The organism is Streptomyces sp. NPDC088732, assembly GCF_044751205.1.
In the GTDB taxonomy this organism is placed as follows: Bacteria; Actinomycetota; Actinomycetes; order Streptomycetales; family Streptomycetaceae; genus Actinacidiphila.
Genome location: NZ_JBIVLI010000001.1, coordinates 424,163 through 448,470 on the forward strand (window position 1 = coordinate 424,163; position 24,308 = coordinate 448,470).

The window sequence follows — 24,308 nt, forward strand, 5'->3', positions numbered from 1 at the left end:
GGCCGCGCCCTCACAGCGAGTGCGCCACGACGCGGCCCGCCAGCACCGCCTCCACAAAGGACTCGGGCGGCGCGTAGTGATGGACCAGGACGTAGTGGGCGACCATGTCCGGCGCGATGAGCCAGGTGTCCGCGTCGCCGGACCGGACACGGACCTCGCCATGGCCCACCAGGATCCGCTCCCGTCCCCGGGCCACGGTGACGGGGTGGGCCCGCCGCGCGCCCCCCAGGAAGCGCCGACGGCACAGCCCGCAGCCGTACCAGCCGTGCGTGATGGCGAAGCGGTGGTCGCGGCAGAGCGCGAACAGCCGGTCCGCGAAGACCTCGTCGGGCTCGGCGCGGGGGAAGGGGTGGGCCGGGTCGAGCCACCCGACGGCACGCGCGGAGACCTCGGACGGAATCGTCTCGGTGAAATAGCCGTACGGACTCAGGTCCTCGTAGTACGTCATGCCGCCCCTCCGCGGGCTCCGCGCCGCGCGCGGTACCGGTGCAACCGCGGGAAAGCGTCCAGCACGCGGACCGCCCGGTCAATCACCCGTCCGCCCGGCGCGTCCCGCCCGTCGGACCTCAAGGGGCGCATCGGCAGCGGGAACGGGCCGGGCAAGGCGCTCGCAAGGGGTCGCGAGGAGGACCCGAAAGAGATCACGGGCGGACGGATGTCCCGGCCCTCCGCGGCTCAGCCGGTGATCCTGCGCGCGTCCGGCGCGCCCGCCTCCGCGCCCGGAGTTCCGGCGGCGGCGTGCACCGTGGGCCCGGCCGCGTCCGGGGCCTCCTCGCGCGGGGCGGGCAGGGTGCCCTTGCGGCGCAGCCAGTCGCCGAACAGCCCGTGCACCGCCCGCGCGCCCACCAGCCGCTCGTCGGGGCCCGGCCCCTCCAGCTCGTAGGGATGCAGCAGGAACGCGCGGCTCTGGTCGCCGCCCAGCCCGCCGTGCGAGCCCACCTGCTCCTCGAACGCGTGCACCGCGCGCGTCACCGGGTCGTAGGCGGAGTTGACCATGACGTCCGCCGCGTGCGGGAACCCGGCCGTGCGCCGTACGGCCGCGACCGCGTGCGGCCCGAACGGCGCCAGCGGGTCGGGACCGGTGACACGGCCGCTGTCCAGCTCGTGCTCCCCGCCTCCCGGACCCAGCACCAGCGGCCCGCGTGCGGCGTCCTGGACCAGCAGGAAGCCGATGCCCGGATGCTCGGCGAGGGTCCTCAGCAGCGCCGGATGGCGGGCCTCGATCCGGGCCCGGTCCGCACGGCCGGGCAGATCCGGGAAGGAGATCAGCCCGAGGTTGCCGGAAGCCAGCACGATCGGGTCCGTCGACGGCCCCGCGGTCGCGTGCTCCTCCTCGGTGTGCCGGCCCCCCTCCGGGCGGTTCAGCGCCGCGCGCGCCGCGGCACGCGCCTCGGCCCCGCTCACCGTGCGCCGGGCCCGGCGCCGCACCGGCAGCCCGCACCCGGCCCGGACCAGGTCCTTCAGAGTCAGGCCGTAGGCGCTCTCGAAAGTCTCCCCATGGCTCTGCCCATGGTCGGACAGCAGCACCAGCCGGTAGGGGCGGGGGGCGTACCGCGAGGCGTCCGCGATCATCCGCACGACCCGGTCCAGCCGCCGCAGCACGCGTATGGCGTCCCGGCTCCGCGGGCCCGAATGGTGGGCGACCTCGTCATAGGCGACCAGATCCGCATAGACGGCAGTGCGCCCCGCGAGCATGTCGCCGACCACCGCCGCCGCGGCGACATCGCGTTCGACAACCGTCGCGAAGGCCCGCAGGAACGGGTACAACCCGCCGCGCCGCACCCGCGGACGGTCGCCGCGCAGCCGGGCGGCAACGGACTCCCCGATCTCCCGCACCACCTCGGCCACGAAGGACGCGGCCGTGCGCACCGCGTTGGCCGGGTCGGAGAAGTACGCGAAGTAGCCGGTGCGCGAGCCGGTCTCCCCCACCCGGGCGGCCCGCGCCGCGACGGCGGCCGCGTCCCGCCCCAAGCCGCGGGAGACCCGGGCGGCCGCCGAGGCCGCGAGGGCACGGGCCATCGCCCGCCGGTCCGCGGAGAAGCGCCGCCGCCGGGTCGAGACCGACATCACGAGGGCGAGCTGCTCGGCTCCCCCGCTGAAAAGGTTGCCGCGGCTGGCGCCGTCCGGGGCGAGCAGACCGGGCCTGCCGGTGCGGGCGACCGCGCGCCGCTCCAGCTCGGCGGCACACGACGGCCGGTTGCAGACCATCACCTGCCCCGTCTCCTTCTCGTACCAGCGAAACGCCGGCACATCCGTGTCGGAACCGTGCAGGATCGCCAGCTGGCTCGCCCCGGTCTGGCTGCTCCAGTCCGTGATCCACGGCACGAGGCGATGAGTGCTGTCCAGCCACCGCGCCACGGTCTCCATCGCGGGCGGCCGCAACCGGCCGCCCCTGGTGGACGTCGGCCGCACCGCCTCGCGCAGCACGTCGTGCCCGACACCGTCCAGCTGCACGAAGACGAAGCCCGGTTCCTGCTCCGCCCGCGGCGCCCCGTCGCCCCCGCCCCGCGGCCGCCTGCGGCGCCCGGCCAGCCGGGCGAGCCGGCGCCCGTACGCCGCGTCGTCGCGCATCGCGAGGGCCGTACTGGTGCCCGAGGAAGCCGCCGACATCACGGCGGCGATCACAACGGCCGTGGCAGGACTGATGTCACCCTGCCAGTCCGGCGTGAAGCGGAAGGCGATCAGCAGCAAGGAGCCGTTGAGGAAGAACACCAGCAGCCCGAGCACGAAGGCCGGCACCAGCAGCACCGCACGCACCAGCACCGGCCAGACCAGGGCGCCCAGCAGACCGAACGCCCCCGCCGCGACCGCCGCGGTGATCGCGATCCGGGTCGGGCTGTCACCGCCCGGCGACTGGATGCGGAAATCCGGCAGGATCCCGGCCAGCGCGGCCATCGTCGCCGTCGACACCGCCCAGACCAGCAGCACGCGCGCAACCGTGTATCCGGCGGCCCGCCACCGATGCAGCACGGCCCACCTCACCTCACGTCCGAACGGCCTGCGACACCCCCAAGCCTGACACAACCCCTCCGGCGCATCGCGGGCGCGCCGGAGCATAGGCTCGGGGCGAGGCGAGGAGGCGGGCGTGGCGGTCGAGATCACCTGGTGGGGTCATGCGACGGTGACCGTACGGGACTCCGGGGTGCGGGTGCTCACCGATCCGCTCCTCGTCCCACGCCTCGCGCACCTGCGCAGACGGCGCGGGGCCGTGCCGCCGCCCGGGGCGGCGCTCGCGGACGTGGCGCTCGTCTCGCACCTGCACGCCGACCATCTGCACACCGGGTCCCTGGCCCGGCTCTCCCGCGGCACCCGGGTCCTGGTGCCGCGCGGCGCCTCCGCGGCCGTGCCCCGCCTGCGCAGGCTCGCAGTCGACCTGCGGCTGGACGTGACCGAGGTCGCCCCCGGCGACAAGGTACGGGTGGGCGAGCTCACCGTGCGCGCCGTGCCCGCGGCGCACGACGGCCGGCGGCTGCCCTACGGGCCGGAGCGCTCGCCCGCGCTCGGCTATGTGCTGGAGGGCGAGGAGCGCACCTACTTCGCCGGGGACACCGGGCTCTTCGACGCCATGGCCGAGGAGGTCGGGCCCTGCGACGCCGCCCTGCTGCCGGTCGGCGGCTGGGGACCGTTCCTCGGCGACGGCCACCTGAACCCGGCGCGCGCCGCCCAAGCCCTCGCCCGGCTGGCACCGCGCGCGGCGGTGCCGATCCACTACGGGACGTACTGGCCGATCGGCATGGACGCCGTACGCCCCCACGAATTCCACTCCCCCGGCGACGAGTTCGCCCGCCTCGCGGGGGACCTCGCGCCGGGAGTGGCCGTGCACCGGCTGGACCACGGGCAGAGCCTGCGGCTGGAGGCGGCCCGGTGAGCGGCCTGAACGGCCTCGTGACGCTGGCCCAGCAGACCTCCACGGAGTCCGCCCGGCAGGCCGTGGGCTACCCCTCGCTCTTCCTGCTCGTCGTCCTGGGCTCCCTCGTGCCCGTCGTGCCGACCGGAGCCCTGGTCAGCGGCGCCGCCGTCGTGGCCTTCCACCAGACGGCACCGTTCTCCCTGGCGCTGGTCTTCGTCGTCGCCTCCGGCGCCGCCTTCCTCGGCGACATCGCCCTGTACTGGCTCGGCCACCGCGGCGTACGCTCCCGGGGCGGCTCCCGCTGGCTGCGGCGGCTCCAGGAGCGCGCCGACCCCGCACGCCTGGCCGACGCGCAGCGCCGGCTGGACGAGCACGGGGTCGCCGTCCTCGTCCTGTCCCGGCTGATCCCGGCGGGGCGCATCCCCGTCATGCTGGCCTGCCTCCTCGCGGAGATGCCCCCGCGCCGCTTCGCCCGCGGCGACATCCCCGCGTGCCTGGCCTGGGCGGCCGCGTACCAGCTCATCGGCATCCTGGGCGGCTCGCTCTTCCCCGAACCCTGGCAGGGCGTCGTCGTCGCCGTCGCCCTCACCTTCGCCGTGGCCTCCGCCCCCCAGATCTGGCGCCGCCTGCGCCCCCACCCCGACACCGCCGACCCCCACGACGCGTCGGCGCACTGACGGCGCCCGTGCGCGGTGCGCTGCGGCGCTGCGCGTCGTCGCCACCGCGGAGCAGCCGGTGTCGTTACGCGGCCGCAGGGCCGCGAGGTCGTCGCCGAAGCGGTGCTCACGGCGCCCCAGGTCCGGCGCCGACTGCGCCCCCGCGTGAGCGGGCCACGCCGCGCACCACGGCGGCGCCCGGAGCAGCCGGGCGAATTTCTCGACCCTCGCATTACTTTTTGTGGCCGGATCGCACGCCAGAGAATTCGCGACCGGTCAGAGGGTGAAGGTGGGGTTGTCCAGCGAACGGCCGACCGGGCCTTGCCCGCCTGTTCGGCTCCCTCGGCCCGCTCCGCCGGGTGGCCGCCGTCGGCGATACGGACGCACGGCGGCGCGGGGCTGTCGCGCCCCCGGATCAGCGGGCCGTCCCGCCCAGCGCGGTGAGGACCGACGCGAGAGCGGCGAGACGGGCGGCGACGTGCGGGAGCGCCACCGGTGAGGGGGAATCCAGGGCGGCACGGCGCTGCGCGTCGTCACCGCCGTGGAGGGGGCCGGTGTCGATGCGGACGCGCAGCGCCGCGGGGTCGTCGCCGAAGCGGTGGCCGCCGGGGGCGGGGTGGCCGAGGCGTTCGGTGAGGACGGCTTCGAGGCCGGCCGCGTCGGTGACGCCGGCCGCGGCGAGTCCGGAACGCAGCGGGCCGAAGTCCGCGTACAGGTGGAAGCCCGCCTCCGGGGGGCGGGACAGGGCCCCGGCCCCGGCCACCACGTCGTAGGCGGCCCGCGCCACGGCGGCGTGCAGACGGTTGGCCGCGGCCAGGTGCGCGCGGACGGCGGCGGGCTCGGACAGGGCGTTGGCGGCCGCTTCCGCGACCGGTCCCGGCAGCAGGGCGCCCAGTTCGGCGCAGTGCCGCAGGACCGCGGTGCGCAGGCTCATGCCCCGCTCCGTGGCGGGGAAGCGGAGAACGGCCGCGGGCCAGCCCGGCGGGGCGAGGGCGGCGCCGAGGTCGCTGAGGACGACCGTCCGCGCGGGCAGCATCTCGGCCGGGGAGAGCAGCGTCGTCCCGTGCGGCCGGTGCACGGTGTCGCCGTACGTCTCGTCGGAGACGAGCAGCAGGCCGGCCTCCTCCGCCGCTTCGCACACCTCGTGCAGCAGTTCGGGCGGGGTCACCGTGCCGCTGGGGTCGTCGGCGGCCGCCAGGACCACGACGCGCGGATCCGCGCCGTCCTCGCGGGCCCGGCGCACGGCCTCCAGGAGCGCGAAGGGGTCGGGGGCGCCGCCGCCGACCGACGGGGTCGGCACGGCCACCGGGGTGCGGCCGAGCAGCCGGACCGGCGGCGCGTGCCAGGCGGCGGACGGCCGGGCCACCACGACGTCCCCGCCGATCGCCGCCAGCAGGGCCAGCAGCAGCGGCTCCGCGCCCGGCCCGGCGGCGGTCTGCGCGGCGTCGGTCGGCAGTCCCCGGCGGTCCCAGTGGCCCGCCGCGGCGGCGCGTACCTCGGCACCGCCGCCCGGCGGCCCGGCGGCGGCGCGGCCCGGCAGCCCCGCGGCGATGCGCTCGGCCCAGTACGCCGGGACCGGCAGCCCCGGGTCGGGGCGTGCGACGGCGTACGGCACGGCGCGGCCGGCCGGGGCGGGCGGGGACGTCCGCTGCATCCGTACCTCCGGTGGTGGGGTCGGGCCTTCCGCCAGCCTCGCACGCGGTGCCGGCCTCGCGCGCCCCCGGCGCGCGAATCGCAGGGCGTATCCCCGGCCGCCCGGGGCAACCGGATTCCAGGAGGTGTTCCGATGGTCCCGCTTCTGCTCGTCCTGCTCCTCGCCCTGGTGCTCTTCGGGGCGGGTTTCGCCGTCAAGGTGCTCTGGTGGGTCGCCCTGGTCGTGCTGGTGCTGTGGCTGCTCGGGTTCGTGGCCCGCGGCGGTTCCGGCGGCTCGCGCTGGTACCGGTGGTGAGGGAACGAACGCGGGGCGTGCGGCGGCTGTTCGGCCGCCGCACGCCCCGGCTCCCGGTGCCCCGGCGACGGCTACTGCGCGGACGTGGGCTGGGCCGGCATCTGCAGGATCCGGGCCCGTGCCCCGGCGCGGGTGCGGCCGGGGGCGACCATCCGCTGCGGGTGGCGGCGCAGGAACTCCCCTTCGAGCGCCACCATGCGCGAGTTGTGGGCGTCCAGGGCCGACGAGGATCCGTACAGCAGCGTCTCGTGCCGGGTGCGGTGGACCGACTCCAGCTCGTGCACCAACTGCCGTTCGTCCAGCTCTGCGGGGTCGACCCCGCCGCGGTAAGGGCTCATGGGCCGCGCACCTTCCTTTCGCTGCCGGTGGCCTCGCACGTTTGGTACCCAGGAAGACCCGATTCATCCGCTTCGTACCGTATTCAGCGGGCATTCAACGCCGCGAACGGGTAGACGAGGAAGTACCCGGCCCCCGAGGAAAGGAGCCATCGTGCAACGAGGAAGCGACCGCCTGAGCGTCCACCGGGACGACGAGATGAAGCACGAACTGCGCGGACTGCTGCGCTCCGGGCACCCGACCCGCGCCGAGGAGTGGCACGACCCCGAGCCCGCCGCCGACGACGACCTCGCGGTGGTCAACGGCCCGGTCCTGTCCGGCGCCACCGACGGCCCGTCGCTGCGGTTCGAACTGGCCCGCCACCTGACCCGCAAGACCTTCCCGGCACGCCGGGGCGACCTGCTGCGGACGCTGCGCGACCACCACGCGCCCGACCCGCTCACCGACCTGGTGGACGGCCTGCCGGGCGACAACCGGCGGTACTCCAACGTCCAGGACGTCGTAAGGACGCTGGGGATGGGCCCGCAGGCCTGACCCCGGACACACCCCGGCAGTGGAACCGATCAGGAGGGAGTCGATGTGCGCCCGAAGCTGAGCGCATGGGACAGGGAGCTGTTCCTGCGCGTCGCGACACGGGAGTGGCCCGCCGCCGAGCGCGTGCTGCCCCGGCTGAGCCGCGCCGCCAACCACGGCGCGCTGTGGTTCGGCGTGGCCGCCGGCATTGCGGCGGTGGGCGGCCGCCCGGGACGGCGGGCCGCGCTGCGCGGCGTGGGGTCGCTCGCCCTCGCCTCGGCGGTGGTCAACACCGTCGGCAAGGGCGCGGTGCGCCGCGCCCGCCCGGTGCTGGACTCCGTCCCGGTGATCCGGCGCCTGTCCCGGCAGCCGGGCAGCACGTCCTTCCCCTCCGGTCACGCGGCGTCCGCGGTCGCCTTCGCGGCGGGGGTGGCCGTCGAGTCGCCCCGCTGGGGGGCGGTCGTGGCACCGCTCGCCTGGTCGGTGGCGTTCTCCCGGGTCTACACGGGCGTCCACTACCCCAGCGACGTGCTCGCCGGTATGACGCTCGGCGCGGGCGCGGCGCTGGCCGTGCGCGGTCTGGTGCCGACCGGCCGGGACCTCGCCGTACCGCCCACGCCGCAGGCCGATGCGCCCGCCCTCCCGGGCGGGCGCGGACTGTACGCGGTGGTCAACGAGGTCTCCGGGCCGCCGCCGCTGCTAGGGATGCCCGCGGACCGGCTGCGGGCCGCGCTGCCGGAGGCCGTGGTCGAGGAGTGCTCCGAGGACGACGACCTCGCGGAGATGCTGGAGAAGGCCGCCCGCCAGGCCGCCGAGGCCGGCGGCGCGCTCGGCGTGCACGGCGGCGACGGCAGCGTCCGCCTCGCGGCGGAGATCGCCCTGCGGCACAGGGTGCCGCTGATGGTCTCCCCCGGCGGCACGTACAACCACTTCGCGATGGACCTGGCCATCGAGTCGATCGACGACGCGGCCCGCGCGGTCGAGGCGGGCACCGCCATCTCCGCCGACGTCGCCCGCATCACGCCGCTGGACGGCGACAGCGGCGGCGGCGCCGACCGGCCGTCGCTGTTCCTCAACACGTTCAGCATCGGGGTCTACCCCGACCTCGTCCGCTACCGCGAGCGCTGGTCCCGCCGTGTCGGGAGCTGGCCGGCCGGCATACTCGCCGCGATCCACGTGCTGCGCACCTCCAGCCCGCTCGACGTCGACATCAACGGCCGCCGCCACTCGGTGTGGATGCTCTTCGCCGGCAACGGCGCGTACCGCAGTCTCGGGCCGGCCCCCGTCCGCCGCCGCAACCTGGCCGACGGGCAGCTCGACGTCCGCATCGTGCCCGGCAGCCCCTACGCCAGGACCCGGCTGCTCGCCGCCGCCGTCACCGGCTCGACCACGGCCCTGCTGCGGCGGGTGCGCCTGGGCGGCATCGGCCCGGGGACCCGGTTCGCCGCGGACGGCGAAGTGGCCCCCGCCCCGGGCGGACTGGTCGTCGACAAGGTCAATGAGGCGTTGACGGTCTACCGCCCGATGTGACGGAGCCTCGACGCGGTGTCGCCCCCGCCCGGCCACGGCCGGACGGGGCGACGCCATGCCTCGGGGCCGCGCCGAACGCCTCAACCCGACAGACCCGCCAGGGCCCTGACGCCTTCGCCCTTGATGGTGAGGGTGTCCGGAGAGCCCGCGTCGATGGAGAGCGTGAGTTCGTCCGAGGGCCAGCCGCTGCTCAGCGCGGACAAAGGCAGTATCCGGTAGCCCCTGGCGTCGGGCAGGGCGTGGGCGAGACGCACCTCCGAGGTGAAGACCGGCACGAGCTTCGTACCGTCCTCCTGCTCGAACACGGGCAGGCTGATCGTCTGCTGCTCCGCGTCGCCGCCGCCCGCGGCCTCCTCCGGCGGCCCGGGGACCGGGAGCAGCACGTCACTGGCCGCGAGGGTGCTGAGCGCGGAGGCGTTGTCACCGCCCGTGGCGATCTCGTGCAGGGCGCGCTGTGCCGGCGGCTGGGCGCCGTTGGGGGCGCTGAAGTCGGTCATGGCCGTTCCCTTCTCATGCGTGCGCTGTGTGAAGTGACTCGGGGGCTGCGCCTGCCCAGCGACGGGGCGGACATGCGTGCCGCTCACTCGAATTCGGTGCCGCCCTTGCGGGTGAGGTAGGCGTCGCTCACGACCTTGGCGATGGCACGGCCGCCGAGCACGGGGCTGTGACGGTCAGGGGCCGCACGCACGACGACGCCTTCCCGCAGGTGGAGGCCGCGTCCGGACACGGTCTCCGTGCCCCGCGCCAGCTCCAGCGCGAGGCCGAGCTCGAAGGGGCCCGCATGGAGCCGGGGCACCAGGGGCAGCGTGCCGTCGGGCAGCAGGTCGGCCGGGTCCAGCCAGCGCACGGTGCCGTCGATCTCGGCGGCGACGTCGAAGGCGGCGTAGCCGGGGACGGCGCGCCGCCCGTCGGCGCCGTAGCCGAGATCCTGGACGCCGGAGCCGTAGACCTCGCCGAAGAGCCCGACCCGCGTGGCCCCCAGCCGGGCGGCCAGCGCCGCTGCGGCGGCGGGCAGGCCGTGGCCGTGCGCGGCGCGCCAGTACAGGTTGTGCGGGGACTCCTTGAGGGCCAGCCGCTGGGCGCCGAGACCTTTGGAGGTGACCAGCACCTGCCCGGTCGCCGCCAGGAACGTCAGGGCGCAGGCGGTGCCGTGCAGCTTCTCCGTGATCACGACCGGCTCGCCGGGGGCGAAGACGCCGGGGTAGCGCTTGAGGTTCTCGATGTCGACCCACGGCAGCAGGTCCGGTGCCGACTCCACGTCGCCACTCATCGACACCGGGATCGGCGGGACCCATTTGGTGATGCCGAGCACCCTGGCGAAGTCGGCGTCGTCCGAGGCGGCGCGGGCCAGGTCCGTGCCGTCGAGCGCGGCCGGGCGGCACACGATGCCCTGGGAGAGTTCGCCACGCAGCCGGACCGCCTTGACACGGTTGGCGGCGGCGCCGGCGAGCCTTCCCGTCAGGCCGAGTTCGGCGATCAGGGCGTCCGGCAGCACGGACTGCTCGGGGATGTAGAGCGCGAAGTCCCCTGTCCGGTACACGCCCTTGGCCACGACCGCCCGGTAGAGGCCGACCTGGGCGAGCTCCAGGGCGTCCGCGTTCGGGTGGTCGTGGACCGTGAGCCGTTCGGCGGTGACCCGCAGTGTCGACACGTTCTTCCCCCTCCGTGGTGGTGATCGGGAGTCACCACTGTGGGACGTGCCGTGCGCCGCAGGCCAACGGTTTTCAGGGGGCCATGCGGAAGTCGTAACTCTCGGGCAGCGGTTCGGCGCCGCCGGTGAGGGACTGCCAGGTCAGGTGCAGGGAGTCCTCGCCCTCCCGCAGGTCGTCCACGGTGAAGCCGGCGTCGAAGACGGCGCGGGCGCCCGCGATGTCACCCTGGGCGGCCAGGACTTGGGCGTGCAGGAGGCGGAACCGGCCGCGGGCGAGGACGTCGTCGGGGAGGGCGCCGAGGACGGCGGCCGCGTCGCCGGGACGTCCGGCCTCGAGGAGCGCGGGGACCGCCTCGCGGGCGAGGGCGGCGCGGACACCCTCCGGGCAGGTGCCCGCGGCCTGGGCGCGGACGGCGGCGAGGTAACGCTCCGCGGCGCGCGCCTGGTTGCCGTCGGCCCGGTCGGCGGCGGCGAGGCAGTGCAGCGGCAGCCAGGAGCCGGTGCGGGCGGCGGAGCGCTCCCAGCTGCGGACGGCCTGGGCGCGGTCGCCGGCGTCCCACTGGGCCAGGCCGAGATGGTGGTCCAGGTACCACTCGTTGCCGTCGTACGTGCCCGCGGTCTCCAGGAGTTCGCGCCATTCCGGCGAGACGAGCGCGGGGCCCGGGAGCGCGTCGTCGCCGGGGGCCTTGGGGAAGACGCCCGCGAGGAGCAGTTCCAGCCACGGCTTCTGCTGCTCGCCCATGGTGCCCGGGTCGAAGGGCGTGCCGGGCAGGTCGTACCGGCCGCGCAGGACCTCCAGGGCGCCCCAGCCGGAGCCGGTGGCGAGGATGTCCTCCGGGGCTCCGGGATCGGGGGCGGCGTCGGCGGCCGGGAGCCACGCCTCGTACGCGGCGCGCACCCGCTCGCGCGGGAGGACCGCCTCCAGATGGGCCTCGACGGTGTCCGTTCCGGCGTCGGGCGCGGTGTCGAGGGGTCCGTAGGCCTCCAGCCAGGAGACGGCGCCGCCCGCGATGAGCGGCAGGTGCTCCAGTTGGGTGGGGGCGAGGCCCGCCTGGATCTCCAGGTAGCCGTCGGCCCTGGCTTCCCCGGTGTCCCCGGCGAGCCAGCGCTGCCAGCGGCGCCCGCCGCGGCCGCGGCCCCAGACGAAGAGCTTGCGGCCGCACAAGGTGTCGGTGGAGGTCTGGATCAGGCCGCGTCCGTCGGCGCCGAGCGCGGCGATCCAGGGCCGGGCGCCGTCGGCCAGGTCGTAGAACCAGTCGGCCGGGTGCTCGGAGGCGATGGGCTCGTCGGGAACGGGTACCCGGTGCAGTGTCCGGTTGGAACCGAAGTGCCAGGCGTGGCCGGCGGGGGCGAGGACACGCGTGCCGGGTGTCTCGGGCACGGCGGTGTTGGACCACCAGTAGAGGGGAACGGTCCGGTGGTGAGGATTGCGGACACGGACGCCGGCATAGAGGAAGTCGGAGCCGTCGGGAAGCCACAGGTCGACCTGGTACGGCAGGTCGCGCAGCCGTTCCCACTCCCAAAGGCGCAGCATCTCGCCGCCGTCGGGCGCGGTCACGCGGGCGGCGTGCATCGGGGCGCAGGTCATCGTGGTGTGGCCGGTGGCACCCGGGTTCCATTCGACGCCGCCGGAGAACCAGGCCCCGGCGAGCCCGAAGTCGGCGAACTGCAGGACGGGGTTGGCGTGCAGCAGTTCCCTGCCGGTCGGCTTGTGGTGCAGCGAGTACAGGCGGCCGCCGAGCCCGGGCAGGACGGTGGCGCGCAGGCGGTCGTTCTCGATGACGAGGGTGTCCAGGGCGGTGGGTGTGCGCTCGCGGGTGTAGCCGTCCAGCCGCGGTACGGGCAGCAGCGTGCGCAGGTGCCCGTAGGCGAGACGGCGGGCCATCGCGGGCGGGAGCGCGGTGCTCTCGGCCTCGTCGAACGCTTCCGGCGCGTGCAGTTCGCGCGGGGCGAGCAGGGCGGGCAGCGGGTTCTCCGGGCCGAGCGGGGCTGCGGGGAGGGTGAGGGTGCTGCGTCGCACGGTGGTGGCCAAGAGGCTCCCTCTCTTCGGCGCCAAGGGGCAGGTGAGGACATGGAACCCCGGATCGGGCCGCGCCGACAGGGGTTTGGTCCCGGTGCGACAGGCCTCACGGCGACTTCAGGTCGAGGGGAACGTGACTTTAAATGACCTTTGCCGTCGGAGACGTCCAGGAGGGTTTGCCGGTCATGCTGTCCGCGTTGTGGAGCCCGCCGTCCGGCGCGTCGCTGCGCGCGCCGCGCTTCCCCCGGCCCGCACCGGTGGAGCGCGCCCGCAGCGCGCGGATCGCGGCACTGGCCGAACGCCCGGAGCGGGAGCGGGACTTCTGGCGGGCCGTGGAGGCGGAGGGAACGCCGCTGGTGGAGGCCGTCGCCGGTGACCCGGGGCATGCCGCCGTCACCTTCCTGTGGCGGGGCACCGCCGCGACACGCACGGTGCTCGTGCTGCCCAACCAGGTGGCGGACCCGGAGGACCTGGCGGGCAACCTCATGTCCCGCGTCCCGGGAACGGACGTGTGGCACTGGACGATACGGATGCGGGCCGACTGGCGGGCCACGTACGCGCTGTGCGTTGACGACGCCGACTCCGACGGCAGCGGCGGGAGCGCTGAGGGCGACGAGGGCACCGGGGACGGCCCGGAGGGCTGCTCCGCGCCCGGGGCGAGACAGGCGTACCTGCGCAGGCTGCGCCGGCATCCCCGGCGCGATCCCCTCAACCGCACGGTCTTCCCGAGCCGTTGGGGCGCCGAACCGCTCTCCGTCGTGGCGCTCCCCGCGGCCCCCGTCCCGCTCGGCGGCGACCGGGCCCACCCCGCTGCCAGGGCGGGCGAGCTGTCCGTGCACACGCTGCGCAGCGGGCACCTGCACAACTGGCGGCGGGTGTGGGCGTACGCGCCCGCCGGCCACGAGGACCTGACCGGGCTGCCGGTCGTGGTCCTGCTCGACGGCGACGTGTGGCAGCAACTGGGCATCTCCCAGCTGCTCGACGGACTCGTCCACGCGGGCCGGCTGCCGCCGCTGATCGCCCTCCTGCCGGACGCGCTCGACAGCGACACCCGGCGCCGCGAACTCGCCTGCGCCGAGCGCTTCGTGGCCTTCCTGACGCATGAACTGCTGCCCTGGGCGGCCCGTCGCTGGCCCGTCTCCGGCGACCCGTCCAGGACCGTCGTCGCGGGCCAGGGGCTCGGCGGTCTGGCCGCGGCCTATGCCGCGCTGCGGCGGCCGGAGCGCTTCGGCAACGTCCTGGCCCAGTCGGGCGCGTTCTGGTGGCCGGCGGCCCGCCGCGAGGGGGCGTGCCCGGAGGAATGGCTCACCGGGCGCGTCCGGGCGCTGGCCCGCAGGCCCGTCCGCTTCCACCTGTCGGCCGGCCTCCAGGAGTGGGGCGTCCCGGCCGCCGGGCACCGGCTGCGCGACGCCCTGAGCGCCAAGGGCTACGAGGTCGCCCACCACGAGTACAACGGCGGCCACGACTACCTCTGCTGGCGCGACGACCTCGCCCAGGGGCTCGTCGGCCTGCTGCGCGGCCCCTTCCCCGGCGCGGTCCCCGGCGGCGGGCCGCGCGGGCTGGTCGTCGGCGGCGGCTGAGGGCTCGCACACCGTCCGCGCGCCGCGTCCGGCGGGGAAAACGGGTTGCCCGGCGGGCGCGCGGACCGGAGACTGCCCGGGTGCTGATCCGACGGGAGACCTCAGACGACCTGGCCGCCGTGCACGCCGTCACGGCGGCCGCCTTCGCGAAACAGGGGGCGGAACCGGGCACGGAGGTGCCGGTGGAGGCCACGCTGGTGGCCGAGTTGCGGGAGTCGGGGGCGTGGCTGCCCCCGTTGTCGCTGGTGGCGACGGACGACGAGGGCGGCGTCGTCGGGCATGTCCTGTGCACGCGCGGTCATGTGGACGAGGTTCCCGTGGCGGCGCTCGGCCCGCTGAGCGTGGCGCCGGGGCACCAGCGGCGCGGGGTCGGGCTCGCCCTGGTCCACAGCGTGCTGGGCGCGGCGGACGCGCTCGGGGAGCCGCTGGTGGCCCTGCTGGGCAGCCCCGCGTACTACGGCCGCTTCGGCTTCCGGGCCAGCACGGACTACCGGATCCTGCCGCCGGTTCCGGCCTGGGGCCCCTACTTCCAGGTGCGGCCGCTGGCCGCGTACACACCGTCGGTCAGCGGGGCGTTCCGCTACGCGGAGCCGTTCGACCGCGTCTGAGCAGGTACGTACGTATTGACGCCTGAAAATCATGAAATCGGGGCATTTGCCGCTAGTGCTCCACGGCGAACGGTACTAACCTGGAGAAGGCCTACGGGGCGAGCGAGGGAGTTCGGTAGCACCGGCGGCGGACAGGGAAGGTCCCACTTCCCCCGCGACCGGGTTCAACGGCCGGGCTGAGAGGCTTGAAGGTCAGGGAAGAGGCAAGGACCGGAGAGCGACCCCTAGCACCTGATCCGGACCATGCCGGCGAAGGGAGTCCCACCTCGTAGGTCGTCGACGAAGCCCGCGCACGCCGCGCGGGCTCCGCCGTGTCCGGGCGGGTCCGGGCCCCGGCAGTCCGCCGGTCCGCCGCCCTTCCGTCACAGGGCGCTGCCGGCTCGCCAGTCGTCCCAGTCGGCGTTCCAGGCGCCGTAGCCGTTGTTCAGCTGCACGGTGTCCGTGGAGTGCACGACGGTGACCGGGTCCCCGATACCGACCTGCTCGTAGAACCACTTGGCGTCGGCGGTGCTCATGCCGACGCAGCCGTGGCTGCCGTTGACCTTCCCGAACTTGCCGTCGTTCCAGGGGGCGGCGTGCGTGAAGGTGCCCGAGGTGGTCAGGCGGACGTCCCACTTGACGTCCTTGAGGTTGTAGGCCTCGGGGCCGAAGATGCGGACGGTACGGGAGTTCATGGTGATGCCGGGGGTCTTCTCCAGGACGACCATCGTGCCGTTCCAGGTCTCGTAACCGGGCTTGCCGGCCGAGACCGGCAGCGTCCGCACGACCTTGCCGTCGCGGCTGAGGGTGAGGGTCTTGCGGGAGGTGTCGACGGTGGTGGTGACGGCGTGCCCGATCCGGAAGTGCACCACGCGGTTCTGGGTGCCGTAGACCCCGCCGCCCGCGTCGACGCCGTCGAGGTTCATCCGCAGGGTCACGTCGGTGCCGGCCTTCCAGAAGGCGCGGGGCCGCCAGTCGACGCGGTCGCGTCCGCTCCAGTCCTTCATCCAGCTCCACGAGCCGTCGACGGCGGGCGACGCGGTGACGGCGAGCTTCCGCTCGACGGCCGCGCGGTCGCGGATGGGCCGGTTGAAGACGATGGAGACGGGCATGCCGACGCCCACGGTGGTGCCCTTGTCGGGGTGGTACTCCCCCACGAAGGTGCGGTCGGCCTCGGCGGTGGTGAAGCGCACGTGCTGGGTGAGCGCCTTGCCGTCGTCACCGGTGGCGCGGGCGACGACGTCATAGGTGACGCCCGGCGCGAGGTGCCCCGTGGACGTCCAGCCGTCCTTGCCGGAGGCGAGGGCGCCGGACAGCGCCCCGGGGCCGGGGGCGGTGACGCGGACGGAGTCCAGCCGGCCCGAGGTGACGCGGACGGTCACCTTGCGGTCGACGGGAACGGGTTGCCCGCCGGAAGCGGGCGTGACGGTGATCGCCGGACGGGCGGCCGCGCCCTCGCTGCCCCCCGGCGTCACCGGAGCCGCTGCACGCGGAGAGCGACACGGCGACGGACAGTGCGAGGACCGCGGCGGACGCGCGCGGTATCCGGTCGGAATGCATGGGTCGGATCCTCCCCGGTCGAGTCGTATTCCTCCTTCTGCCCGGGAGGGCGCCGTTCCATCGCCCGTCGTACGAACGCACCCGCGACGACGGCCAGGGCCGCGGTCCCGTAGCAGACCGCCTGCTGCGCGGGGCCCCCGGCGAGATAGAGCACGGCACCCGCGGCGGCGACCGACAGCCATTCCCACCGGCCGTCGAGGGCCACCAGGGCGACCACCAGCAGCGCGTACCAGGAGTAGGAGGGCGAGGTGACGAGCAGCGCGGTGCCCGTCACCAGCAGCGCTCCGCTCCAGGGGCGCCGGGGGTCGCCGCGGCGCAGCACGTACAGGGCAGCGAGCCCGACCACGGCCGCGGCGGCGAACCCCGCGGCGGTGTCGGGCAGGACGAGGCGCAGCAGCGCGAAACGCCGTACGTGCGCCGAGTCGTAGCCCTCCTCCTGGAGGTAGCCGGGCAGGTAGCCGAGGACGCCGGCACCGGAGGCCAGGACGTACGGGAGGTAGGCGAGGGCGACGACGAGCACCGCGGCCAGCACCAGTCGGGCTGCCTCGCGCGGCCCGCGCCCCCGGGAGAGCACCCCCGACAGCGCCCCCGGCAGAGCGAGGACCGGCAGCAGTTTGACGGCGACGGCGGCGCCGAGAAGCGCGCCGCGCCTGGCTCCGCCGGCACCGAGGGCGAAGACGAGCAGCAGCACGCCGAGGGTGTCCACATGGGCGTTGTCGACGGCCTCGACCGGCACGAGCGGGCACCAGGCCCACAGCGCGGCACGCCGCGGGTCGCCGCCTCGTCTCCGCAGCACGAGGAGCAGGGCGAGGGTGGTGCCCGTGGCCAGGAGCGCGCCGCCGGTCTGCACGGCCTTGTGGCGCGCGCCGTCCGGGGAGAGGGCGTGCACGGCGAGGAACCAGCCCTCGGCGACCGGCGGGTAGATCGTGTGCACCGCGGGGCGGTTGATCAGCGTGCAGCCGCCGCCCGGGAGCGGGTGCTCGTCCCAGGCACGGCAGGCGCCGTCCGGCGGGAAGAGCCACGGGTCGCGCAGCGCGCCGAGTTCGGGCGCCGAAGGGGCGTACGCGTACGGGGAGATGCCCGCCGCCTGCACGCGGCCGTCCCAGACGTAGCGGTACATGTCGTCGCTGGTGCCCGGGGGCCCGGCGAGCCCCGCCAGGGCGAGCGCCGCGCCGCCCGCGGCGACCAGGACGACGGCCCGCCGCACCGGCACCTTGCGCACGGCGACGGCAGCGGCGGCGAACAGCGCCCAGGCGACGGCCTGGCGCAGCAGCGTGCGGCCGGGCGTGTCGTGCTGGACGGCCGTGGCGACGGCCGCCGTGAGGGCGGCGAGCAGGACGGCGGTGGCGGCAGTGACAGCGGTGGCAGCGCGGGTACCCACGGACCCACCGTCGCAGGTCACGGCGGTGCGGGCGATCACGCGCGGCCGTCCGTCCGTATTCCGTAAGGAGTCGAAGGCCCTTCCGTGGGGGTCCCGGGCGGTGTGATGGGACGCATGAGACGCCTTCGCCTTCGCCTTCCCCCGGGGCTCCCCCTGCCCAAGACCCCGCCGTCCCCGGTGTTCACGGGGCGGCTGCACGACCCGCGGACGGCGACGGTGGTCGGCCGCGCCCTGGGGGCGGCGATCACCGTCTGCTTCGTCACCGGGCTGGTGAGCCACTGGCTCCAGCAACCGCCGTCGTGGGCGGCCGACGCCCTGCCCAGCCGTCCCGTGTGGGGCTACCGGCTGACCCAGGGACTGCACGTGGCGAGCGGGATCGCCGCCCTTCCGCTGCTCCTCGCCAAGCTGTGGACGGTCTACCCGCGGCTGTTCGCCCGGCCCGCGGTGCGCTCGTTCGCGCACGCGCTGGAACGGCTGTCGGTCGGCGTGCTGGTCGGCAGCGTGCTGCTGCAACTGGTGACGGGGCTGCTCAACACCGTGCAGTGGTACCCCTGGCCGTGGAACTTCCGCCCCGCGCACTGGGCCCTGGCCTGGGTCGCCGTCGGCGCGCTGCTGCTGCACCTGGCGGTCAAGGCACCGGTCGTCGCCGCGCACTGGACGCGGCGGTCGTCCGGCACGCGGGAACTGCCCGCGGACGACGGCCCCGACCGGCGGTCCTTCGTCACGGCCGTGGCGGTCGCCACGGGCGCGGTGACCCTGACGACCGTCGGCCAGTCCCTGACCCCGCTCGGCCGCGCCGCCCTCTTCGCCCCGCGCAGCCCCGGACACGGCCCGCAGGGACTGCCGGTGAACCGCACCGCGGCGGCGGCCGGCATCACCCGGGAGCTGACGGCCGGCTGGCGGCTCCAGGTGGCGGGCCCGCGACCGTACGAGCTGAGCCTCGCCGAACTGCGGGCGCTGGCACGGCACTCGGCCGTTCTCCCGATCGCATGCGTCGAGGGCTGGAGCCGGAACGCGCACTGGACCGGCGCCCGGGTACGCGACCTGCTGGACCGCGCCGGCGCCCCGCCGGACGCGCGCCTGCGCGTCGTCTCCCTGGAGCGCGACGGCGCCTACGCGGTGACCGAGATGGGCGCCTCCTACGCCCGCGACCCCCTGACGCTGCTGGCGGTCGCCCTCAACGGCGCCCCCCTGTCCCCCGACCACGGCCATCCGGCTCGGATCATCGCCCCGAACCGGCCCGGCGTGCTGCAGACCAAGTGGGTCGCCCGGCTGGAGGTGTTGCTGCCGTGACCCCGTCACGACTGCTGCGCGGTGCGCTGGGCGCCGCCGGCGTGGCGGCGATGGCGCTCGGCGCCGTACTGCTGCTGACGGATCGCCAGGTCGGTTCCCCGGCGGGCGTGCTGAGCTGGCTGGCGGCCGCGGTCCTCCTGCACGACGGTGTGCTCGTCCCCTTCGTCCTCGCCGCCGGCGCGCTCCTCCCGCCGCGTGCGCGCAGGCCGTTGCGGGCCGCGCTGATCACCGCCGGCTGCCTCACGGCGGTGGCGCTCCCGGTGATGCTGCGGCAGGGGCAGGGGGTGAACCCGTCGGTGCTGCCGCTGGACTACGTGCGCAACTGGGGCCTGGCGATGGGCGGGGTGGCGGTCGTGACGGCGGGCCGGTTGCTGCTGGGGCGGCTGCGCCGCCGCCGTGAGCGGGCCGGCCGCAGATCCCGGAATGTGACGACATGACCGCGGTACGTCACCATCACGTATCAGCCGCGTACGGCCCGAAACCGCCCCCGCCGCCGGCCGCGTGTTCCGAGCCGAACGCCGGGCGGCGAGCCGGGCGGCCGAACCACAGGGGGACGTCATGGAGCACACGAAGACGCGCGGCACGGCGGTGGCCGCGGTGCTGGCCTGCGCGGCGGCGGTACTGCTGACCGGATGCCGGGGGGACGACGGCACGGTGACTCCGCCCGCCCAGTCCGCCCCGACGGGCTCGGCATCGGCGGCGTCGCCGGTGTCCTCGGCCTCACCCGTGCCCTCCGCATCCTCGACCCCGTCGGCATCCGCCGCCTCCCCGGCCTCCCCGACCTCCGCCGCGCCGGCGGAATCCCCGTGCGGGGACACGGCCTTGGAGGCGGGCCCGGCACGCCAGGCGGCTCAGCGCCCGCAGGGAACGGGCACGGGGGCGGCGATCGTGGGCTTCACGAACACCTCCGGATCCGCCTGCACGGTCCAGGGATTCCCCACGGTCGCCGGAGCGGCCAACGGCTCACCGGAGCTCAACGTGCCGCTGACAGTCGAGAACAGCGGCACCTCCGCGCCGGTCACGGTCGCGCCCGGCGGCCGGGTGTGGGTGAAACTGACCTTCCACCAGGTCCAGGGCGAGGGGGACGGCTACTGCGCGTCGGGCGAGGCTCCCGTGCAGTACCCGACGATGGTGCTGGGCCTCCCGGGCGGTGCGGGCCGCCACCAGGTCGCCCTGGACGACGGCGTGTTCGCCGAGTGCGACGGTGTCGTCACGGTCACCGCGCTGTCGGCGGCGCAGCCCTCCTGACGCGACGTCCCGCCCGCGCGCGGGCCCCGGGGCTCAGCGCGTCAGCTCCATGAAGAATCGCCCGCCCACCGCCCACTCCCCCGCCGTGGTCCAGCCGGCGGCCTCCGCCGTCCGGCGCAGCGCCGCCGTGCCGAGCCGGGCCCAGGGGAAGTCGCCGCCGTGGCGGCCGCCGGCGTCCTCCACCCGGACGGTGAGGCGCTCGTCGACGTCGTACGGGGCCGCCTCGGCCAGCAGGGAGCCGCCCGGGGCGAGGAGTTCGCGGACCCGGGCGAGCAGGGCGGCGGGGTCGCCGCCGATGCCGATGTTGCCGTCCGCCAGCAGGGCCGTGCGCCAGCGGCCCTCGGCGGGCAGGCGGTCGAAGACGGAACGGCGCAGTACCGTTCCGCCCGCGCCACGGGTCCGGGCGACCGCCGCCGGGGAGACGTCGACGCCGAGGGCGGGCAGGCCGCGCCCGCCGAGTGCCGCGACGAGACGGCCCGGGCCGCAGCCGATGTCGAGGACAGGCCCGCGGCAGCGGCCGAGCAGGGCGGAGTCGGCCGCGTCCGGCTCGGCGCACCACCGTTCGACCTCCAGCGGCAGCAGCCAGCCGTCGGAACGGCGCAGAAAGAGCGGGCCGCGCCCGGTGCGCAGGGCATGGGCGTACGGGTCGTCGACCCAGGCCGTCGCGCCCGTGCCGGCGGAACCGGCGCGCGGTACGGGCGCGATCGACGGCGCCGTCACCGGCCCAGCTCCGCCGCGAACCGGGTGCCGGGCGCGGCGGCCGCCACCGCGAGCGCGTCGGCGGCGGTGTCCACGTCCCGCAGGACCGGCAGGTGACGCACCCTCAGGCCCGCGTCCAGCAGCCGCTGCCGCTGGAACGCGCCCGTGCGCGGCGTGGACATCGGCACCCCTCGCAGCAGGCGGGGGTCGGGCACTGCCAGGCCGAGCGCCCAGAAGCCGCCGTCGGCCGCCGGGCCGAGGAAGGCGTCGCAGTCCGCCCAGGCGTCGGCGGCCAGCGCGGGCGCGAGGAGCTCCGGGCAGATCTGCGGGGTGTCCATGCCGACCAGCAGCGCGGGCCCGTCGCAGCCGGCGAACGCCGCCGCGAGGCGTTCGTCCAGACCGCCCGGCACTTGCGGGACCACCTCGATCCCCGGCGGCAGCCACGGTCCGGGGCGGCCCTCCAGGACCAGCACGCGGTGTCGCGCGGGGGCCCGGAGCACGGCGTGCAGGGTGTCGGCGAGCGCGGCGGCGGCCAGGGCGGCGGCCCGCTCCGGCGTGAAGGGCGGGGTGAGCCGGGTCTTGACCCGGCCGGGCAGCGGTTCCTTGGCGATGACGAGCAGGGTGGTGGGTCCGGTGGCAGGGCGGACGTGGGCCGGTGGGGATGGAGGGCCGTCCCCGTGCGGACGCGCCGTCATCGCCGCTCCCCCGCCGGGGAGCCGGCGAGGGGCGCCTCCGGGTGCCCGGGCACGGACGGGGGCGACGGCGGACCCGGCGGTTCCGCCAGCACGGCGCGCATGTCGCGCACCGCGTGCCAGGTGCCGCGCCACGTGCCGGTGACCTTGGAGCGTCCCGTGCGCGGCAGGTACGGCACCTCGGTCTCCCGCACCCGCCAGCCCGCGTCCGCCGCCCGGACCAGCATCTGGAGCGGGTAGCCGGAACGCCGGTCGGTGAGGCCGAGCCCGAGCAGTGCCTCCCGGCGGGCGGCGCGCATGGGCCCCAGGTCGTGCAGACGCAGGCCCGTGCGGCGGCGGATCAGCCGGGCGAGCTCCAGGTTGGCGAGCCGGGCGTGCAGCGGCCAGGCGCCCGCCCGGGTGGGGCGGCGGCGGGCCAGCACGAGGTCCGCTTCGCCGTCGCGGACGGGGCCGGCGACGGAAGGCAGCAGGGCGGGGTCGAGGGAGCCGTCGCAGTCGCTGAAGCAGACGACGTCGGCGGTCGCGGCGAGCAGCCCCGCATGGCAGGCGGCGCCGAAACCGCGGCGCGGCTCGTGCACGACGGTGGCACCGAGGCGCTCGGCGAGGGCGGCCGATCCATCGGTGGAGCCGTTGTCGACGACGACGGCCCGCCAGCCGGCCGGAACACGCTCCAGCACCCACGGGAGCGCGGCGGCCTCGTCGAGGCAGGGCAGGATCACATCGACCTGCGAGGGGTGCGAGGGGAAGGTGTCGGTCACCTCCCTCACCCTACGAACACGGACCGGGCATTTCGGACATGCAGTCCTTACGAAACACGGACGTCCCCCCTGTGGGGGCCACCGGCCCACCCGTCCGGCACCTGCCCGGTGCGACACTCGGGGCGTGACCAGCGACGCATCCCCCGCCCGTGTCCTCGTGGTGGACGACGACCCCACCGTGGCCGAGGTCGTGACCGGCTACCTCGTCCGCGCGGGCTTCGTCGTCGACCGCGCCGCGGACGGCCACGCGGCGCTCGCCGGCGCCGCGGCCGCCCGGCCCGACCTCGTCGTCCTCGACCTGATGCTGCCCGGCCTGGACGGGCTGGAGGTGTGCCGCCGCATCCGCGCCGACCACGGCGAGGTGCCGGTCGTCATGCTCACGGCGCGCGGCGACGAGGACGACCGCATCCTCGGTCTGGAGGTCGGCGCGGACGACTACGTCACCAAGCCGTTCAGCCCGCGCGAACTGGTGCTGCGCGTCGAATCGGTGCTGCGCCGCGCGGGCACCCGCCGCGAGGCCGCGGCCGGTGCGGGGGGCGGCCCCGGCGCCGGCGCGCTGCTGCGGTCCGGGCGGCTCACCCTCGACCCGGCCGCCCGCCGCGCGACCCGCGACGGCGTCGAACTCGCCCTCACCATGAGGGAGTTCGAACTGATGGCGTTCTTCCTCCAGCACCCCGGCCGGGTCGTGGGCCGCGAGGAGCTCATGCACCGCGTGTGGGGGTGGGAGTTCGGCGACCTGTCGACCGTCACCGTCCATGTGCGCCGGCTGCGCGAGAAGATCGAGGACGACCCGGCCCGGCCCCGGCTGATCAGTACCGTCTGGGGCGTCGGCTACCGCTTCGACCCGCCCACCGCGTCCGCCACGGAGCCCGCCGATGCATGACCTGCTGCTCATCGCCGCATACGCCGCCCTCGGCGCGGCCGCCGCCGGACTGCTCGGCGCCTTCGCCCTGCGTCTGCTGCGGCGCCGTTCGCTGGCCCTGTCCCTCGCGGTGGTGGCCTCCGTGGCGGTGGGCGCGATGCTCGCCGGGACGCTGTCGGTCGCCTGGGCGATGTTCCTGTCCTCGCACGACCTGGGCGTGGTCACGACCGTCTGCGCCATCGCGGCGGCCGTCTCCCTGACCGTCGCGCTGCTGCTGGGGCGGTGGGTCGTCGCGGGCAGCCGTGCCCTGACCGAGGCCACCCGCGTCCTCGGGGACGGCGGCGGCTTCTCGGCGCCCGCCGCGGCACCCACCGCCGAACTCGCGGCCCTCGGGCGCGAACTGGCCGCCACAAGCGCCAAACTCACCGCCTCCCGCGAGCGCGAACGCGCCCTGGAGTCCTCCCGGCGCGAGCTCGTCGCCTGGATCTCGCACGACCTGCGCACCCCGCTCGCCGGTCTGCGGGCCATGGCCGAGGCCCTTGAGGACGGGGTCGTGGACGACCCGGCCCGCTACCACCGCCGGATCCGCGGCGAGGTCGAACGGCTCTCCGGCATGGTCGGCGACCTCTTCGAACTCTCCCGCATCCAGGCGGGCGTGCTCGCCCTCGCGCCGACCCGCATGTCCGTCCACGACCTCGTGGACGACGCCCTCGCCGGAGCGGACGCCCTCGCCCGCGAGCACGGGGTGCTGCTCGTCGGGGGCCATGCCGGCGTCCGCGACCCGGTGCCGGTGGAGGTCGACGGCCGGGAGATGACCCGCGTCCTGGCGAATCTGCTGGTCAACGCCATCCACCGCACCCCGGCCGACGGGACCGTCGCGGTCGCGGCGCACCGCGCGGAGGACGTTGTCGTGCTGTCGGTGACGGACGGCTGCGGCGGCATCCCGGCCGAGGACCTGCCGCGCGTCTTCGACACGGGCTGGCGCGGCACCGATGCGCGCACACCGCCCGCGGGAGCCGGTCTCGGGCTCGCCATCGTGCGCGGCATCGTCGAGGCCCACGACGGGCGGGCGGCGGTGCGCAACGTCCCCGGCGGCTGCCGCTTCGAGGTGGTGCTCCCCCTGGCGGGGTGAAGGTCCGCCGGC

24 protein-coding genes are annotated in these 24,308 nt (G+C 75.8%); 12 read left to right on the forward strand and 12 right to left on the reverse strand.

The features are described 5' to 3' along the window. Nucleotides 1–10: 10 nt before the first annotated feature. Both ACIP9H_RS01780 and ACIP9H_RS01785 read right to left on the reverse strand, forming a co-directional pair. Nucleotides 11–448 carry a hypothetical protein gene (locus tag ACIP9H_RS01780; RefSeq protein ID WP_401596744.1) on the reverse strand — a complete coding sequence of 146 codons (438 nt, stop codon included), beginning with the start codon at nt 446–448 and terminating at the stop codon, nt 11–13. Nucleotides 449–675: 227 nt separating this feature from the next. Beyond that, entirely contained in the window at nt 676–2,928 is a 2,253-nt protein-coding gene (locus ACIP9H_RS01785; protein ID WP_401956817.1) for a phage holin family protein, read from the reverse strand. Between the two features lie 157 nt (nt 2,929–3,085). On the opposite strand from ACIP9H_RS01785, the gene ACIP9H_RS01790 reads away from it, so the two are divergent. Next, on the forward strand, nt 3,086–3,868 hold the full coding sequence (locus ACIP9H_RS01790) for an MBL fold metallo-hydrolase (protein WP_401596739.1): 783 nt from the start codon (nt 3,086–3,088) through the stop codon (nt 3,866–3,868). A 5-nt stretch (nt 3,869–3,873) separates the two neighbouring features. Next, nucleotides 3,874–4,527 (forward strand): DedA family protein, encoded by a 654-nt coding sequence (locus tag ACIP9H_RS01795; RefSeq protein ID WP_401957131.1) that lies wholly within the window; start codon nt 3,874–3,876, stop codon nt 4,525–4,527. 394 nt (nt 4,528–4,921) lie between these two features. Here the strand turns inward: ACIP9H_RS01795 and ACIP9H_RS01800 are convergent, their stop codons facing one another. Further along, complete coding sequence (locus ACIP9H_RS01800; RefSeq protein WP_401956820.1) at nt 4,922–6,160, reverse strand: aminotransferase class I/II-fold pyridoxal phosphate-dependent enzyme; 1,239 nt, start codon at nt 6,158–6,160, stop codon at nt 4,922–4,924. A gap of 132 nt (nt 6,161–6,292) precedes the next feature. On the opposite strand from ACIP9H_RS01800, the gene ACIP9H_RS01805 reads away from it, so the two are divergent. Beyond that, entirely contained in the window at nt 6,293–6,454 is a 162-nt protein-coding gene (locus ACIP9H_RS01805; protein WP_360916690.1) for a hydrophobic protein, read from the forward strand. A gap of 71 nt (nt 6,455–6,525) precedes the next feature. On the opposite strand, the gene ACIP9H_RS01810 is transcribed toward ACIP9H_RS01805, so the two are convergent. Continuing rightward, the gene (locus tag ACIP9H_RS01810; protein ID WP_401596734.1) at nt 6,526–6,792 is read right to left on the reverse strand and encodes a DUF6158 family protein; all 267 of its coding nucleotides are present in this window, start codon (nt 6,790–6,792) and stop codon (nt 6,526–6,528) included. Nucleotides 6,793–6,943: 151 nt separating this feature from the next. On the opposite strand from ACIP9H_RS01810, the gene ACIP9H_RS01815 reads away from it, so the two are divergent. Together ACIP9H_RS01815 and ACIP9H_RS01820 are read left to right on the forward strand one after the other, a co-directional pair. Next, nucleotides 6,944–7,324 (forward strand): DUF2795 domain-containing protein, encoded by a 381-nt coding sequence (locus ACIP9H_RS01815; protein WP_401596731.1) that lies wholly within the window; start codon nt 6,944–6,946, stop codon nt 7,322–7,324. 45 nt (nt 7,325–7,369) lie between these two features. Continuing rightward, nucleotides 7,370–8,833, forward strand: a complete 1,464-nt coding sequence (locus ACIP9H_RS01820; protein WP_401596728.1) for a bifunctional phosphatase PAP2/diacylglycerol kinase family protein — start codon at nt 7,370–7,372, stop codon at nt 8,831–8,833. Nucleotides 8,834–8,913: 80 nt separating this feature from the next. Here the strand turns inward: ACIP9H_RS01820 and ACIP9H_RS01825 are convergent, their stop codons facing one another. The 3 genes from ACIP9H_RS01825 to ACIP9H_RS01835 all read right to left on the reverse strand — a co-directional run bounded on the left by ACIP9H_RS01825 (nt 8,914) and on the right by ACIP9H_RS01835 (nt 12,516). After that, nucleotides 8,914–9,330 carry an SseB family protein gene (locus ACIP9H_RS01825; protein ID WP_401596725.1) on the reverse strand — a complete coding sequence of 139 codons (417 nt, stop codon included), beginning with the start codon at nt 9,328–9,330 and terminating at the stop codon, nt 8,914–8,916. Nucleotides 9,331–9,413: 83 nt separating this feature from the next. Then, nucleotides 9,414–10,484 (reverse strand): RNA ligase (ATP), encoded by a 1,071-nt coding sequence (locus tag ACIP9H_RS01830; RefSeq protein WP_401596722.1) that lies wholly within the window; start codon nt 10,482–10,484, stop codon nt 9,414–9,416. 73 nt (nt 10,485–10,557) lie between these two features. Next, the gene (locus ACIP9H_RS01835; protein ID WP_401956825.1) at nt 10,558–12,516 is read right to left on the reverse strand and encodes a DUF5107 domain-containing protein; all 1,959 of its coding nucleotides are present in this window, start codon (nt 12,514–12,516) and stop codon (nt 10,558–10,560) included. Between the two features lie 131 nt (nt 12,517–12,647). Here ACIP9H_RS01835 and fes point away from each other — a divergent pair, with 131 nt between their 5' ends. Then, nucleotides 12,648–14,084, forward strand: coding sequence for an enterochelin esterase (fes, locus tag ACIP9H_RS01840; protein ID WP_401956828.1), 1,437 nt, complete (start codon nt 12,648–12,650; stop codon nt 14,082–14,084). 80 nt (nt 14,085–14,164) lie between these two features. Then, nucleotides 14,165–14,692, forward strand: coding sequence for a GNAT family N-acetyltransferase (locus ACIP9H_RS01845; RefSeq protein WP_401596714.1), 528 nt, complete (start codon nt 14,165–14,167; stop codon nt 14,690–14,692). A gap of 362 nt (nt 14,693–15,054) precedes the next feature. On the opposite strand, the gene ACIP9H_RS01850 is transcribed toward ACIP9H_RS01845, so the two are convergent. Then, nucleotides 15,055–16,146: an Ig-like domain-containing protein gene (locus tag ACIP9H_RS01850; protein ID WP_401956831.1), complete on the reverse strand. Its 1,092-nt coding sequence runs from the start codon at nt 16,144–16,146 to the stop codon at nt 15,055–15,057. Next, a complete protein-coding gene (locus ACIP9H_RS01855) occupies nt 16,143–17,612 on the reverse strand; it encodes a glycosyltransferase 87 family protein (RefSeq protein ID WP_401956834.1) in 1,470 nt (489 codons plus the stop codon). The genes ACIP9H_RS01850 and ACIP9H_RS01855 overlap by 4 nt, the downstream gene beginning before the upstream one ends. 114 nt (nt 17,613–17,726) lie before the next feature. On the opposite strand from ACIP9H_RS01855, the gene ACIP9H_RS01860 reads away from it, so the two are divergent. The 3 genes from ACIP9H_RS01860 (at nt 17,727) to ACIP9H_RS01870 (ending at nt 20,153) form a co-directional block, all read left to right on the forward strand. After that, nucleotides 17,727–18,905 (forward strand): molybdopterin-dependent oxidoreductase, encoded by a 1,179-nt coding sequence (locus ACIP9H_RS01860; RefSeq protein ID WP_401596707.1) that lies wholly within the window; start codon nt 17,727–17,729, stop codon nt 18,903–18,905. Further along, nucleotides 18,902–19,342 carry a hypothetical protein gene (locus tag ACIP9H_RS01865; protein WP_401956837.1) on the forward strand — a complete coding sequence of 147 codons (441 nt, stop codon included), beginning with the start codon at nt 18,902–18,904 and terminating at the stop codon, nt 19,340–19,342. The genes ACIP9H_RS01860 and ACIP9H_RS01865 overlap by 4 nt, the downstream gene beginning before the upstream one ends. A 121-nt stretch (nt 19,343–19,463) precedes the next feature. Further along, nucleotides 19,464–20,153 (forward strand): DUF4232 domain-containing protein, encoded by a 690-nt coding sequence (locus tag ACIP9H_RS01870; RefSeq protein ID WP_401956839.1) that lies wholly within the window; start codon nt 19,464–19,466, stop codon nt 20,151–20,153. Nucleotides 20,154–20,186: 33 nt separating this feature from the next. Here ACIP9H_RS01870 and ACIP9H_RS01875 read toward each other — a convergent pair whose 3' ends face one another. The 3 genes from ACIP9H_RS01875 to ACIP9H_RS01885 are packed head-to-tail and all read right to left on the reverse strand — an operon-like array spanning nt 20,187 to nt 22,302. Beyond that, nucleotides 20,187–20,873 carry a class I SAM-dependent DNA methyltransferase gene (locus tag ACIP9H_RS01875; protein ID WP_401956841.1) on the reverse strand — a complete coding sequence of 229 codons (687 nt, stop codon included), beginning with the start codon at nt 20,871–20,873 and terminating at the stop codon, nt 20,187–20,189. Beyond that, nucleotides 20,870–21,547 carry a DUF2064 domain-containing protein gene (locus ACIP9H_RS01880; protein ID WP_401956844.1) on the reverse strand — a complete coding sequence of 226 codons (678 nt, stop codon included), beginning with the start codon at nt 21,545–21,547 and terminating at the stop codon, nt 20,870–20,872. Before ACIP9H_RS01880 ends, ACIP9H_RS01875 begins: the two co-directional genes overlap by 4 nt. Beyond that, nucleotides 21,544–22,302, reverse strand: a complete 759-nt coding sequence (locus ACIP9H_RS01885) for a glycosyltransferase family 2 protein (RefSeq protein ID WP_401956846.1) — start codon at nt 22,300–22,302, stop codon at nt 21,544–21,546. The genes ACIP9H_RS01880 and ACIP9H_RS01885 overlap by 4 nt, the downstream gene beginning before the upstream one ends. A gap of 124 nt (nt 22,303–22,426) precedes the next feature. On the opposite strand from ACIP9H_RS01885, the gene ACIP9H_RS01890 reads away from it, so the two are divergent. Both ACIP9H_RS01890 and ACIP9H_RS01895 read left to right on the forward strand, forming a co-directional pair. Continuing rightward, nucleotides 22,427–23,185 carry a response regulator transcription factor gene (locus ACIP9H_RS01890; protein ID WP_401596694.1) on the forward strand — a complete coding sequence of 253 codons (759 nt, stop codon included), beginning with the start codon at nt 22,427–22,429 and terminating at the stop codon, nt 23,183–23,185. Then, nucleotides 23,178–24,296, forward strand: coding sequence for a sensor histidine kinase (locus ACIP9H_RS01895; RefSeq protein WP_401956848.1), 1,119 nt, complete (start codon nt 23,178–23,180; stop codon nt 24,294–24,296). Before ACIP9H_RS01890 ends, ACIP9H_RS01895 begins: the two co-directional genes overlap by 8 nt. Nucleotides 24,297–24,308: the final 12 nt, after the last annotated feature.

Coding starts and splice junctions, on each gene's coding strand:
- ACIP9H_RS01780 (WP_401596744.1), bottom strand. CDS start 448: ATGACGTACTACGAGGACCTGAGTCCGTACGGCTATTTCACCGAGACG.
- ACIP9H_RS01800 (WP_401956820.1), bottom strand. CDS start 6,160: ATGCAGCGGACGTCCCCGCCCGCCCCGGCCGGCCGCGCCGTGCCGTAC.
- ACIP9H_RS01805 (WP_360916690.1), top strand. CDS start 6,293: ATGGTCCCGCTTCTGCTCGTCCTGCTCCTCGCCCTGGTGCTCTTCGGG.
- ACIP9H_RS01810 (WP_401596734.1), bottom strand. CDS start 6,792: ATGAGCCCTTACCGCGGCGGGGTCGACCCCGCAGAGCTGGACGAACGG.
- ACIP9H_RS01825 (WP_401596725.1), bottom strand. CDS start 9,330: ATGACCGACTTCAGCGCCCCCAACGGCGCCCAGCCGCCGGCACAGCGC.
- fes (WP_401956828.1), top strand. CDS start 12,648: ATGACCTTTGCCGTCGGAGACGTCCAGGAGGGTTTGCCGGTCATGCTG.
- ACIP9H_RS01860 (WP_401596707.1), top strand. CDS start 17,727: ATGAGACGCCTTCGCCTTCGCCTTCCCCCGGGGCTCCCCCTGCCCAAG.
- ACIP9H_RS01870 (WP_401956839.1), top strand. CDS start 19,464: ATGGAGCACACGAAGACGCGCGGCACGGCGGTGGCCGCGGTGCTGGCC.
- ACIP9H_RS01880 (WP_401956844.1), bottom strand. CDS start 21,547: ATGACGGCGCGTCCGCACGGGGACGGCCCTCCATCCCCACCGGCCCAC.
- ACIP9H_RS01895 (WP_401956848.1), top strand. CDS start 23,178: ATGCATGACCTGCTGCTCATCGCCGCATACGCCGCCCTCGGCGCGGCC.